This window comes from Bradyrhizobium sp. USDA 241 (genome assembly GCF_049739505.1).
Lineage (GTDB): Bacteria > Pseudomonadota > Alphaproteobacteria > Rhizobiales > Xanthobacteraceae > Bradyrhizobium > Bradyrhizobium liaoningense.
Genome location: NZ_JBMGPZ010000005.1, coordinates 4177695 through 4190070 on the forward strand (window position 1 = coordinate 4177695; position 12376 = coordinate 4190070).

General features: G+C 63.7%; 12 protein-coding genes and 2 pseudogenes. 8 read left to right on the plus strand and 6 right to left on the minus strand.

From position 1 onward, the window contains the following. Nucleotides 1–108: 108 nt before the first annotated feature. On the minus strand, nucleotides 109–678 hold the full coding sequence (locus tag ABIF91_RS42120) for an O-acetyl-ADP-ribose deacetylase (RefSeq protein ID WP_028181916.1): 570 nt from the start codon (nucleotides 676–678) through the stop codon (nucleotides 109–111). Nucleotides 679–682: 4 nt separating this feature from the next. After that, a complete protein-coding gene (gene grxD / locus ABIF91_RS42125) occupies nucleotides 683–1009 on the minus strand; it encodes a Grx4 family monothiol glutaredoxin (protein WP_028181917.1) in 327 nt (108 codons plus the stop codon). 296 nt (nucleotides 1010–1305) lie between these two features. Between grxD and ABIF91_RS42130 the strand changes: the two are divergent. The 5 genes and pseudogenes from ABIF91_RS42130 to egtD form a co-directional block, all read left to right on the plus strand. Next, nucleotides 1306–1536 (plus strand): annotated as a pseudogene (locus ABIF91_RS42130) (IS21 family transposase); the annotation flags it as partial. A gap of 55 nt (nucleotides 1537–1591) precedes the next feature. After that, a protein-coding gene (locus tag ABIF91_RS42135; protein WP_129557670.1) for an IS3-like element ISRj2 family transposase occupies nucleotides 1592–2721 on the plus strand; the annotation gives its coding sequence in 2 pieces (ribosomal slippage) (nucleotides 1592–1844 and nucleotides 1844–2721; 1131 coding nt in all). Between the two features lie 146 nt (nucleotides 2722–2867). Further along, nucleotides 2868–3131: pseudogene (istB, locus tag ABIF91_RS42140) on the plus strand (IS21-like element IS1631 family helper ATPase IstB); the annotation flags it as partial. 129 nt (nucleotides 3132–3260) lie between these two features. Then, nucleotides 3261–4559, plus strand: a complete 1299-nt coding sequence (egtB, locus tag ABIF91_RS42145; protein WP_028181489.1) for an ergothioneine biosynthesis protein EgtB — start codon at nucleotides 3261–3263, stop codon at nucleotides 4557–4559. Between the two features lie 134 nt (nucleotides 4560–4693). Continuing rightward, nucleotides 4694–5665: an L-histidine N(alpha)-methyltransferase gene (gene egtD, locus ABIF91_RS42150; RefSeq protein ID WP_028181490.1), complete on the plus strand. Its 972-nt coding sequence runs from the start codon at nucleotides 4694–4696 to the stop codon at nucleotides 5663–5665. A 9-nt stretch (nucleotides 5666–5674) separates the two neighbouring features. Here egtD and ABIF91_RS42155 read toward each other — a convergent pair whose 3' ends face one another. Continuing rightward, entirely contained in the window at nucleotides 5675–6868 is a 1194-nt protein-coding gene (locus tag ABIF91_RS42155) for a low temperature requirement protein A (protein ID WP_028181491.1), read from the minus strand. A 24-nt stretch (nucleotides 6869–6892) separates the two neighbouring features. Continuing rightward, entirely contained in the window at nucleotides 6893–7129 is a 237-nt protein-coding gene (locus tag ABIF91_RS42160; protein ID WP_008139419.1) for a BolA/IbaG family iron-sulfur metabolism protein, read from the minus strand. 182 nt (nucleotides 7130–7311) lie between these two features. Between ABIF91_RS42160 and ABIF91_RS42165 the strand changes: the two genes are divergently transcribed. Next, the gene (locus ABIF91_RS42165) at nucleotides 7312–7671 is read left to right on the plus strand and encodes a DUF427 domain-containing protein (RefSeq protein WP_028181492.1); all 360 of its coding nucleotides are present in this window, start codon (nucleotides 7312–7314) and stop codon (nucleotides 7669–7671) included. Nucleotides 7672–7772: 101 nt separating this feature from the next. Here ABIF91_RS42165 and ABIF91_RS42170 read toward each other — a convergent pair whose 3' ends face one another. Further along, on the minus strand, nucleotides 7773–7946 hold the full coding sequence (locus ABIF91_RS42170; RefSeq protein ID WP_028181493.1) for a DUF1328 domain-containing protein: 174 nt from the start codon (nucleotides 7944–7946) through the stop codon (nucleotides 7773–7775). Between the two features lie 178 nt (nucleotides 7947–8124). Here ABIF91_RS42170 and ABIF91_RS42175 point away from each other — a divergent pair, with 178 nt between their 5' ends. After that, nucleotides 8125–9312, plus strand: a complete 1188-nt coding sequence (locus ABIF91_RS42175; protein WP_284282723.1) for an acyltransferase family protein — start codon at nucleotides 8125–8127, stop codon at nucleotides 9310–9312. 119 nt (nucleotides 9313–9431) lie between these two features. Here ABIF91_RS42175 and purL read toward each other — a convergent pair whose 3' ends face one another. Further along, nucleotides 9432–11642 (minus strand): phosphoribosylformylglycinamidine synthase subunit PurL, encoded by a 2211-nt coding sequence (purL, locus tag ABIF91_RS42180; protein ID WP_035673410.1) that lies wholly within the window; start codon nucleotides 11640–11642, stop codon nucleotides 9432–9434. 187 nt (nucleotides 11643–11829) lie between these two features. Here purL and ABIF91_RS42185 point away from each other — a divergent pair, with 187 nt between their 5' ends. Beyond that, the gene (locus ABIF91_RS42185) at nucleotides 11830–12309 is read left to right on the plus strand and encodes a PaaI family thioesterase (protein WP_028181496.1); all 480 of its coding nucleotides are present in this window, start codon (nucleotides 11830–11832) and stop codon (nucleotides 12307–12309) included. Nucleotides 12310–12376: the final 67 nt, after the last annotated feature.

Here is a 12376-nt window from a genome sequence, read left to right on the forward strand (position 1 = left end):
ATTTCTCCATGGCTTCATAGACCGACTGCTTCAATGTTCGCTGCACGCGCTCGCACTCGGTCGGGATCTGCTTCAGGAGGACGAGGAACTTTTCCTGCCTCGGATCGATCACGAAACAGCACCGCCGATCTTGCCGGGGCCGCCGTGTCGCGCAAGCGCCTCGGCATGGAGTTCGGCGCCAGGCTCGGCGAAGCAGCAGAACACCACGCGCGCAACGGACGGCGCAGCAGTGAGCGCTTCGATCGTGGTGCGCACCGCGATATCGGCCGCCCGGTCGGCAGGAAAGCGGAAAATGCCGGTCGAAATCGCGGGGAATGCCACCGAGGTCAGCTCATGCCGACCGCACAGCTCCATCGATCGGCGATAGCAGGAGGCGAGCAGATCGTCCTCGCCGAGCGTGCCGCCATTCCACACCGGACCGACGGTGTGGATCACATGTGCGGCCCTGAGCCGATAACCCCCGGTGATCTTCGCATCACCCGTCTTGCAGCCGTGGAGCATGCGGCATTCGGCAACGAGCTCGGGCCCGGCCGCCCGATGGATCGCACCGTCCACGCCGCCCCCGCCAAGGAGCGACGTGTTGGCGGCGTTGACGATGGCATCAACGCTCAGTGTCGTGATGTCGGCAACGACGACGTCGAGCTCCGCGTCGCCAATCCGGCGCGAGAGCACGGTCACGCCCTTAGGCCGCGACGACGACGCCCTTTTCGGACAAGAGCTGCTGCAGCTCGCCGGCCTGGAACATCTCGCGGACGATGTCGCAGCCGCCGACGAACTCGCCTTTCACGTAAAGCTGCGGAATGGTCGGCCAGTTGGAGAAGGTCTTGATGCCGTTGCGCAGTTCGGCGGATTCGAGGACGTTGAGGCCCTTATAGCCGACGCCGAGATGATCGAGGATCTGGACGACCTGGCCGGAGAATCCGCACTGCGGAAATTGCGGCGTGCCCTTCATGAACAGGACCACGTCGTTCGACTTCACTTCGTTGGCGATGAATTCCTCGATGCTCATATCCATGTCCTTCTGGGCCGAGCCCTCACCATCATTTCGGGCCGGCTCGACCGATTTAACCCGATACCTACCCATATATGTAGCCCAAACCGTTGTGCATCCAAAGTAAAATGGCGGCGACAGGCCCCTTGCGGCCGTGCAGAGCCCAACAGGTCCATAGGCTGATGACATCAATATCATCGCCGGAGACCCCGTGGGTCGGTCAAAATCCCCCGGGTATGGTCACTTGAAACTCCCCCACCTGATGATCGCCGTCAGCGCCGCTGAACAGCAGTAGCCGGTCAGGCAGGACGTTTATGTTCGACCCCTTTAGCCAGCAAGGGGCCGGGGAGTTGAACGTCTTGAAGCGACATCTGCAAAGCACCGTACTTACATTACTTGATCGCAACACCAGCCAGCGCGAGATTCACCGGCTGACGGGTGTCGATCGCAAGACGATCCGGCGTTATCAGGCGCTGCGGGCCGGTGCGGAGGCAAATTCCCCCGGGGAAGTGAGAGCTGGCCCCGCAAATTCGGACAGTAGCTTGAGTGGATTTTCTGCCTGACAGCGGCGAGGATTCTTGCTGCGAATCAGGAGCGAAGATGACGAAGAAGAGCCGCCGGACGCATTCTCCGGCATTCAAGGCGAAGGTTGCTTTGGCTGCGGTCAAAGGCGACAAGACACTGGCGGAGCTGGCGCAACTGTTTGATGTTCATCCGAACCAGATCACGATCTGGAAAAACCAGCTCCTGGAAGGCGCCGCCGGCGTGTTTGGGCATGACAAGACATCGGCCGAGACGCCGGTCGATTTGAAGGCGTTACATGCCAAGATCGGCGAGCTGGCGTTGGAAAACGATTTTTTGTCCGGCGCGCTCACCAAGGCGGGCCTGCTGAGCGCAAAGCGATGATCGACCGCGATCATGATCTTTCTATCGTGCGCCAGGCGAAGGTCCTGAAGCTGGCTCGCAGCACGGTCTACTATGAACCTCGGCCAGTTTCGGCCGAGGACCTTGCCTTGATGCGTCGGCTCGATGAGCTGCATCTCGATTATCCCTTCGCGGGAGCGCGTATGCTGCGATCGTTGCTGCGGCGGGAGGGCGTATACGCCGGTCGCCGCCACATCGCGACGCTGATGAAGCGCATGGGGATCGAGGCGGTCTATCGTCGCCCGAACACGAGCAAGCCGGCTCCGGGTCACAAGATCTACCCGTACCTGTTGCGCGGATTGAAGATCGAGCGGCCCGACCATGCGTGGGCAATGGACATCACCTACATTCCGATGCGGCGTGGCTTCGTCTATCTCGCGGCGGTCGTCGATGTGTTCAGCCGACGGGTCCTGGCCCATCGCGTCTCGATCACAATGGAGGCGGCCTTCTGCGTCGAAGCGGTCCAGGAGGCGTTGGCGAAGCACGGCAGGCCCGAGATTTTCAACACGGATCAGGGCAGCCAGTTCACCAGCCTCGAGTTCACCGATGTGCTGCTGGACGCGAAGATCGCCATCAGCATGGACGGCAAGGGCGCCTGGCGCGACAACGTGTTTGTCGAGCGGCTCTGGCGCACGGTCAAATACGAAGAAGTATATCTCCGCGCCTACGACAGCGTGTCCGAGGCGCGAGCGTCAATTGCCAAGTATCTGGCCTTCTACAATCAGGGACGCCCTCACTCGAGCCTTGACGGGCGCACGCCCGACGAGGCTTACTTCGGCACGCAAGCTATGGTGATGGCCGCATGACCGTCGCCGACGGTTTTGTCGTCGCTCTGGTCGGGCTACGCCCTCCCGACGCAACGACAAAACCGTAAAGCCCCGCGTTCAGCATAACCCGGCAGGAATCCACTTAAATCCAGCGGGGCGCTGTCCAAACAACCGGGGCCAGCTCTCTATTCCTCGCACGCGCCATCCCCGACGACGCCGGCACTTTGCTGCAGACCCTGATCCATCAGCGTTACAAACTGCGCCGCAGCGTCATCGTCACCTCCAATCGCGTCGTGCAGGATTGGGGGGCATACCTTGGGGACAACACTATGAGCACGACGATCCTCGATCGCCTTATGCATCATTGCCATCTGCTTGAGTTCGACGGACGCAGCTATCGGCTCAAAGAAGCCGCTGAAGCTCTTGCCCGGGAAACAAACTCAAACTAACAGTCCCTTGTCCTGCCTCGCGGGTGGAGGAATTTGACTGACCACACCCGGAGGAATTTGAAGTGACCCGCGGGGCCGGAGAGGACTTTCATACCGTAAAGGAGCCCCTATCTAGGACGAACCCTCGTTATGGAACCGGGTCGCGCGAACAACGTTCTCTTGTCCTGTCTGGAGAAAAACGTGACGAAACAAGCCTCAGCTACGGCCGCCCCACAGCTTTCGTCACCGTCTTCCCGTCCGGACGACCTCGCCGATCGGCTGGAAGCGGCGTTTCTCACCGTCCGCAATGAGACCGAACGGCGGGCCGCGCCGCTGTCACCAGAGGACCAGCAGATCCAGTCCATGCCCGATGCCAGCCCGACCAAATGGCACCGGGCCCATACCACATGGTTCTGGGAGCAATTCCTGCTCGGCGGGCACGCTGCGGGCTACCGGCCCTTCCACCCCGATTTCGCGTTCCTGTTCAATTCCTATTACGTCAGCGCCGGCCCGCGACATGCCCGCAATCATCGCGGCGACATCACCCGGCCGAGCGCCGACCAGGTCGGCGCCTATCGGCGCCATGTCGATGCGGCCGTCGTCGAATTCTTCCGTGGGGCCGGTGCGGACAAGCTTCGCGAGATCGCGCCCCTGGTCGAGGTCGGGCTCAACCACGAGCAGCAGCATCAGGAATTGATGTTCACCGACATCCTGCATGCCTTCGCGCAGAATCCGGTCTCGCCGGCCTACGATCCGGACTGGCGCTTTCCGGCTTCCACCCGCGGCGGCGAGGATTGGCTGGCGCTGAACGAGGGCATCCACACCGTCGGCCATGTCGACGACAGCTTCCATTTCGACAACGAGAAGCCGGCGCACCGCGCCCTCGTTGGCCCCGTCAGAATCGCGCGCAACCTCGTCACCAATGCCGAGTGGCTCGCCTTCATGCGCGACGGCGGCTATCGGAGCGCAACGCTGTGGCTGATGGACGGTTTTGCCACGGCAAGCAAGGAGGACTGGCAGGCGCCGGGCCATTGGCGCGAGGTCGACGGCCAATGGCACGTGATGACGCTGGCCGGCCTCAAGCCGGTCGATCCGGACGCGCCCGTCTGCCACATCAGCTACTATGAGGCCGACGCCTTCGCGCGCTGGTCCGGAAAACACCTGCCGACCGAGATGGAATGGGAGGTCGCCGCCCGCGCCGGCCAGCTCAACGACGCCTTCGGCCTCGTCTGGCAATGGACCCGCAGCTCCTATTCACCCTATCCCGGTTACCGGGCCGTCGAAGGCGCGCTCGGCGAGTACAACGGCAAGTTCATGGTCAACCAGCTGGTGCTGCGCGGCTCCTCGCTCGCAACTCCGCAAGGCCACAGCCGTATCACCTATCGCAACTTCTTCTATCCGCACCACCGCTGGCAGTTCACCGGACTGCGGCTCGCCGATTACGACTAGAGCATGATCCGGAGAGGTGTGCAGCGGTTTCCCGAAAAGATCATGCTCAAACGACAGCCTGAAGCGCGGCCTCATCGCGCTTCAGGTTCATCCGACGATCAATGCGCGCCGGACAGCGCGTTCAGGAGAGTATCATGAATGTGCACGCCAGCGCTTTGGCCGAGGCCCATCTTCCCGACGAGCAGACCACCGCCTTTGCCCGCGAGGCCATCGAGGACCTCTCGCAGCAGCCGAAAAAGCTGTCGCCGAAATACTTCTATGACGCGACGGGATCGGAGCTGTTCGAGGCGATCACGCGCCTGCCGGAATATTATCCGACGCGCACGGAGCTTGCGATCCTGAGAGAGCGCGGGGGCGAGATCGCAAACATCATTCCGGAGCACGCGGCGCTCGTCGAGTTCGGCGCCGGCGCGACCACGAAGGTCCGCCTGCTGCTCAATCATTGCAGGTTCGCGGCCTATGTCCCCGTCGATATCTCTGGCGACTTCCTGAAGGCGCAAGCGAACGGGCTGAAGCGGGACTTCCCGACGCTCGGCATCTATCCGGTCGCCGCCGACTTCACCACGCCGTTCGAGCTGCCCAAGCAGGTTGCATCCATACCGAAGGTCGGCTTCTTCCCTGGTTCGACCATCGGCAATTTCGAGCCGCAAGAGGCCCAGGCCTTCCTGAGGAGCGCCCGCAAGATTCTCGGCAAGGGCGCGCAGATGATCATCGGCGCCGATCTCGAGAAGGACGAGCGGATCCTCTTTGACGCCTACAACGACGCTGCCGGCGTCACCGCGCGCTTCAACCTGAATGTGCTGGTGCGCATCAATCGCGAGCTCGGCGGCAATTTCGATCTCTCCGCCTTCACCCATCGCGCGATCTACAATCGCGAGCGGCACCGGATCGAGATGCACCTGATCAGCAAGAAGAGCCAGACCGTGCGGCTGCTCGGCACCAGCTTCTCGTTCCGCCCGGGCGAGAGCATCCACACCGAGAACAGCTACAAATACAGCATCGAGCGCTTCGCCGCGTTGGCGCAGGGCGCAGGCTGGCGCGTCCGCGCGAGCTGGACGGACGCGGCGAACATGTTCTCGGTGCACGCGCTCGAGGTGGCGGAGTAGCGCCGGGGCTCAATGCTCCGCCGCTTCCTCCGCCTCGGATCCCAGCGACACCGACTCCCACACCGCCACGACGATCATGATCATCGTGGTGGCGACCGACAGCCAGAGCGGCGAGAGGTCGGCTGCGAACCACCACAGCACCAGCAGCAGGGTGATGCCGATCCCGTGCGAGAGCTGGAGGAAGCCGCGGATCGCGTACTTGAAAAGAATGGTGCCGACCAGGAACACCAGTGGGCCGCCGACCGTGCTCACGATGGTGCGGGTGTCGGAATGGCCGGTCGGGTGCTTCAGCACCAGCTCATCCGAGACCGCGGTCAGGATGATGCCGGCCACGATCGGCGTGTGCAGATAGGTGTAGGCGAGCCGGGCCAGGCGGCCGGATTCGGCGGACTTCGAGATGCGCTCGGCTCCGGCCTCCGCGCCCTTGTGAAAATAGATCCACCACATCGCGATGGCGCCGACCAGCGCCGAGACGAAGGCCAGGATGTTGTTCGCGGTCCACTCGAGCTCGGCGAAGGTGGCGCCGTTGACGACGACGGCTTCACCCAGCGCGATGATGACGAACAGCGCGCAGCGCTCGGCCATGTGGCCGCCTTCGACGGCCCAAGCCTCGAGCGAGGAAAACCCGAGCTTCGGGACCCAGAAGCGTGCCGCCGGCGAGATGTATTCCCATGTCACCGCCGCGATCCACAGCCATAGCCGCGTATCTCCCTCGGACAGACCGCCTGCGATCCACAGGACCGCGGAGATCGACAACCACGTCAGGATGCGGATCGCGTTGTGCCGCACGGCCGTTCGATGCCGCGGCGTTGCGAACAGCCAGAATGCGGTACGTCCGACCTGCATGCTCGCGTAGGCAATCGCGAACCACAGGCCGCGCCCCTCGAACGCGGTCGGGATCGTCGTCGACAGCACGAGGCCGCCCAGCATCATCGAAAAGAGCAGGAGGCGGACAGGCGTCAGCTCGGGATTGAGCCAGTTGGTGACCCAGGCGGTGTAGACCCACACCCACCACACCGCGAGAAACAGCACCGCGACGTGCACCGCGCCGAGCGGCGTGAAATGATGCAGCAGCGAGTGCGAGATTTGCGTGACGGCAAAGACGAAGACGAGGTCGAAGAACAGCTCGACAAAGGTGACGCGGCTGTGCTGGCTCGGCACGATAACGCGAAACATCGCGCCGCGAGGATTGTCCGCAGCCATCATCGCCCCCGTGGCACGATCAGGTCAGGTGCCGGGCACGCCGGTTTGCAGCGCCAGCGCGTGCAGGACGCCCCCCATCTGGCCCTGCAGGGACTGGTAGACGATCTGGTGCTGCTGGACGCGCGACTTGCCGCGGAAGGATTCCGAGATCACGGTCGCGGCATAGTGGTCGCCGTCGCCGGCGAGGTCACGGATGGTCACCTCGGCATCGGGGATCGCTGCCTTGATCATCGCCTCGATATCGTGGGCGTCCATGGGCATTCGGGTCTCGCTCCTTCTGGTCCAAGCGTCGAATCGCTGCCGGGGTCCCCTCGCCGGCAAGCGCAAACTTAGCGTGAACGGCCTTCTCCGTCACGCCTTCCGGCACTATATCCGTGATCCCATCAGGATAAAGGCACGACAAAGTGCCGCGCGCGGCAGATTGATCGAAAAGGCGTGAAATCATGAAGCTTCCAGGGCCCGACCACCCCATCACCATCACCCCAAATCCCCGGCGCGTCCGGGTGACCGCAGGCGACATCGTCATCGCCGAGACCGGCAAGGCGCTGACCCTGAAGGAGGCCAAATACCCGGCGGTGCAATATGTGCCACGAGAGGACACCAACATGGCCCTGCTGGAGCGCACCGACCGTGTCACCCACTGCCCGTACAAGGGGGATGCGAGCTATTTCAGCGTCAAGGCCGACGGCAAGATGCTGGACAACGCAATCTGGACTTATGAGACGCCCTTCCCCGCCATGACCGAAATTGCCGGCCATCTCGCCTTCTATCCGGACAAGGTTAAGATCGAAGAAGTGGGGTAGCGCGCTCCATACGCCGCCGTCATGGCCGGGGCCCCTCCCGGCCTTCCTGGACGCCGGCTCAAGGCCGTTATCATGACTGAGCGTGCGGCGCGCCGGCCCCGCTAAGCCCTGAAGATCGTGAGGCCCAGTATCAGCAGGACCAGGAAGATCACGACAAAGACGTAGAACAGGAAGCGGGCGATATCGGCGGAGGCGGCCGAAATGTCGGTGAAGCCGAACACGCCGGCCACGATCGAGACAAGCAGGAAGATCAACGCCCATTTCAGGATCGTCATGGCCAGCTCCGAAATTGCTGCCGCCTTTGGCGGCCCCTCAAGCCCTTTTCGCGGATGCTAACTGCGCCATGCGGAACTGGTTCCTAACCGCATCGGAGCCCGGGAAGGCTCTGACCCTTGCTGAATCAAGTTCCCGGCGGCACAGTCCGAACGGGACAGAAGCGCTATCGGGGCGGCCATGATCACGGTGTCACATTCAGCGAGAATGGGCGCGGAGGCTCACGCCGCGCCAATGAGCAAGGCGCGCAATTTGGCGCTCGACCGCGCCCGCACCTTCCTGACGCTGGTGGTGCTGCTGCATCACGCCGTCATTCCCTACACCTATTTCGGCCACACCGATCCGACCTCCTGGATCGGCTTCGACATCATCGTGCTCGCCACCGACAGCTTCTTCATGGCGATGTTCTTCTTCCTGTCGGGCCTGTTCACCTGGCCGGGCATCGCGCGGAAGGCGCCATCGGTGTTTCTGCGCGACCGCCTGTTGCGGCTGGGGCTGCCATTCGCGATCGCGGCCCTCACCGTCATCCCGCTCGCCTATTACGCGATCGCGCTGCGGCAGGAGCCCGAGCTGACCTTCGCCGCGTTCTGGTGGAAGACGGTGACGTCAGGCCCGTGGCCGAGCGGCCCGGTCTGGTTCGTGTGGGTTCTGCTCGCCTTCGACCTGATCGCAAGCCTGCTCTACCGGGTCTCGGCGCATCTGGTCGATCCGGTCAATCGCGTCTCGCTGCGTGGGTTCGAACAGCCGGCCGCCTTCTGGCTGCTGCTCGTCGTCGTCAGCTTGGTCGCCTACATTCCGGCGCTGGTCTATTACGGCGTCAACGAATGGTTCGAGTTCGGGCCGTTCTCGGTGCAGGCCAGCCGTGTCCTGCTCTACTTCGCTTATTTCTTCATCGGCGCCAGCGTCGGTGCCGCGAACTTTGATCACGGCATCCTCGGCGCCGAGGGCCAGTTGCCGAACAGCCGCTGGCAGTGGGTCATCGTCACGCTGATCCCCTACTGCCTGATGTGGGGCATGATCTACATCAAGCGCGAGATTCTCGGTAATCCCGATCCGCTGCCGCCCTGGTACGATGTGTTCTACGGCACGTTCTTCGTGCTGTTCTCGGCCTCGATCATGCTCGCGATCCTCGCTTTCTTCCTGCATTCGAAAGCGCCGGGGCCGAACCTGCTCGACCGCATGCAGGCCGATGCCTATGGCATGTTCCTGGTGCATTACCCGATCGCGTTGTGGATCCAGTACGCGCTGTACGATTACAGCCTGCCTGCGATCGTGAAGGCCGCGGTCGGCTTCGTGCTCACGGTGATCCTGAGCTGGGGCGTGACGGCGGGCTTGCGGAAGATTCCGGGGGCCTCGCACGTGCTGTGAGTAATTCGTAGCCCGGATGAGCGTAGCGACATCCGGGAAAACATGTCGACAAGGACCCGGATATCGCTTCGTTCATCCGGGCTACGGCTCCTCGCGATGACGGAGAATGTCGCGCCGTCTCAGGCCGCCTTGCCGCCCATATATTCCGGCAGCCAGCGTTCGAACGACTTGCGCAGCGTGTCGATCGCGACCGGTGCTTCGCCCGCGATGGCGATCGCATCGCCCCCGGTGGTGCCGATCCGCACGCACGGCACTTCGCAGCCACGCATCTTGGCGAGCACGCGGCCGGCTTCCGCTTCCGGCACGGTGACGAGATAGCGCGCCTGGTCCTCGCCGAACCAATAGGCCTGCGGCACCAGCGCAGTCGGCGCCGCGAGCAGTTTTGCGCCGATCCCGCCCGCCATCGCCATCTCGGCCAGCGCGATCAGGAGGCCGCCGTCGGAGAGGTCGTGCACAGCAGTCGCGGTGCCCGCATGGATCATGCCGCGCACGCAATCGCCGTTGCGCTTCTCGGCGGCGAGATCCACCGGCGGCGGCGCGCCCTCCTCGCGGCCGCAGATGTCGCGCAGGTACACGGACTGGCCGAGCCAGCCATGGGTCTCGCCGACCAACAGGATCGCCTCGCCCTCGGCCTTGAAGGCGAGCGAAGCTGACTTGGTGAAATCGTCGAGCAGGCCGACGCCGCCGATCGAGGGCGTCGGCAGGATCGCACGGCCGTTGGTCTCGTTGTAGAGCGAGACGTTACCGGAGACGACCGGGAAGTCGAGCGTGCGGCAGGCTTCCGAGATGCCCTTCAGGCAGCCGACGAACTGGCCCATGATCTCGGGCCTTTCAGGGTTGCCGAAGTTGAGATTGTCGGTGATCGCGAGCGGCTTGCCGCCGACCGCGGTGATGTTGCGCCAGGCTTCCGCCACCGCCTGCTTGCCGCCCTCGAACGGGTCGGCCTCGCAATAGCGCGGCGTGACGTCGACGGTCAGCGCCAGGCCTTTCGGCCCGTCCTCAACGCGCACCACGGCGGCATCGCCGCCCGGACGCTGCATGGTGTTGCCGAGGATGACGTGGTCGTACTGCTCCCAGACCCAGCGCTTGCTGCACATGTCGGGCGTTCCGATCAGCTTCTCCAGCGCAGGCCCGAGGCCCATAGGCGCCGGCACGTCGCGGGCGTGCACGACCGGCAGCGCGGCGGAGGGGACATGCGGGCGATCATAGACCGGCGCCTCGTCGCCAAGCTCCTTGATCGGCAGATCAGCCATCACGTCGCCGCCATGCTTGACCACGAAACGCTTGCTCGGCGTGGTGTAGCCGACAATCGCAAAATCGAGCCCCCACTTCGTGAAGATCTCCTCGGCTTCCTTCTCCTTCTCGGGCTTGAGCACCATGAGCATGCGCTCCTGGCTCTCCGAGAGCATCATCTCGTAGGCGCTCATGCCGGTCTCGCGGGTCGGCACCGCATCGAGATCGAGGTCGACGCCGAGATCGCCCTTGGCGCCCATCTCCACCGCCGAACAGGTCAGGCCAGCCGCGCCCATGTCCTGGATCGCGATGACGCAGCCCTTCTCCATGATTTCGAGGCAGGCTTCCAGCAGCAGCTTTTCGGCGAAGGGATCGCCGACCTGCACGGTCGGGCGCTTCTCCTCGGACTTATCGTCGAATTCGGCTGAGGCCATCGAGGCGCCGTGGATGCCGTCGCGCCCGGTCTTGGAGCCCAGATACACGATCGGCATGTTCACGCCGGAGGCGGCCGCATAGAAGATCTTGTCGGCATCGGCGAGGCCGACGGCCATCGCGTTGACCAGGATGTTGCCGTCATAGCGGGTGTGGAAGCGCACCTGCCCGCCGACCGTCGGCACGCCGAAGGAATTACCGTAGCCGCCGACGCCCGCCACGACACCGGACACGAGATGCCGCGTCTTCGGGTGCTCGGGCGCGCCGAAGCTGAGCGCATTGAGGCAGGCGATCGGGCGCGCGCCCATGGTGAAGACGTCACGCAGGATGCCGCCGACGCCGGTGGTCGCACCCTGGTACGGCTCGATATAGCTCGGGTGGTTGTGGCTCTCCATCTTGAAGACCACGGCCTGGCCGTCGCCGATGTCGATCACGCCGGCATTCTCGCCCGGGCCCTGGATCACCCAGGCCGCCTTGGTCGGGAGCCCGCGCAGATGGATTCGCGAGGATTTGTACGAGCAGTGCTCGTTCCACATCGCCGAGAAGATGCCGAGCTCGGTGAAGGTCGGCTCCCGCCCGATCAGCTTCAGGATGCGCTCATACTCGTCGGGCTTGAGCCCGTGGGCGGCAACCAGTTCGGGGGTGATCTTGGGTTCATTCTTCATGGATTCGAGGCTTTCGGCGGCGGTTTGGCCGTTCTTAGGAACATCGGACGGCTTCGAAAAGCCCTTTATGGCGCATTTTCCCGCTGTCCCACGTTTTGCGCCGGGGGCCCCGCGGGAACGGGAATTGCACGGCGCGGACGGATCGGATTTAAGGGCTCAAGACCCGCAATTGAAGGCCTGATTTCCTTTGCACGAATTGACCAAAGCACCTCCGCCCCGCCGCCCCGACCTCCACGTCGCCACCGAAGGCGAGTTTGTGGGCTGGCGGACCTGGATTCGCGACAGTTTCGAGTCCCATGTCGGCCCATTCTGGCACCTGATCGAGGCGGACGGCAGCGTCCGCTGCGCCTTCCGGGTCGAGAAAAAGCACCTCAATGGCTCCGGGAACGTCCATGGCGGCTGCTACATGGCCTTTGCCGACTACTCCCTGTTTGCGATCGCCACCCATGTCCTGGACAGCCGGGCGGTGACGACCAACTTCGCCTGCGAATTCCTCGACGCGGCACGCGAGGGCGAGCTGATCGAATGCACCGGCGAGGTCACCCGCGCCGGCGGTTCGCTTATCTTCCTGCGCGGCAAGATGACGTCCGGGACGCGCGTGCTGCTCACCTTTTCCGGCACGATCAAGCGGATGAAGCGGAAGGCGCTCCCTCAGCCAAACGCATAGCTTCGCGGCTTCCCTTTTTGCGCCCCCTCGCCCAGACTTCCGGCAAGCGCGTTCGCGCCGGGGAGCA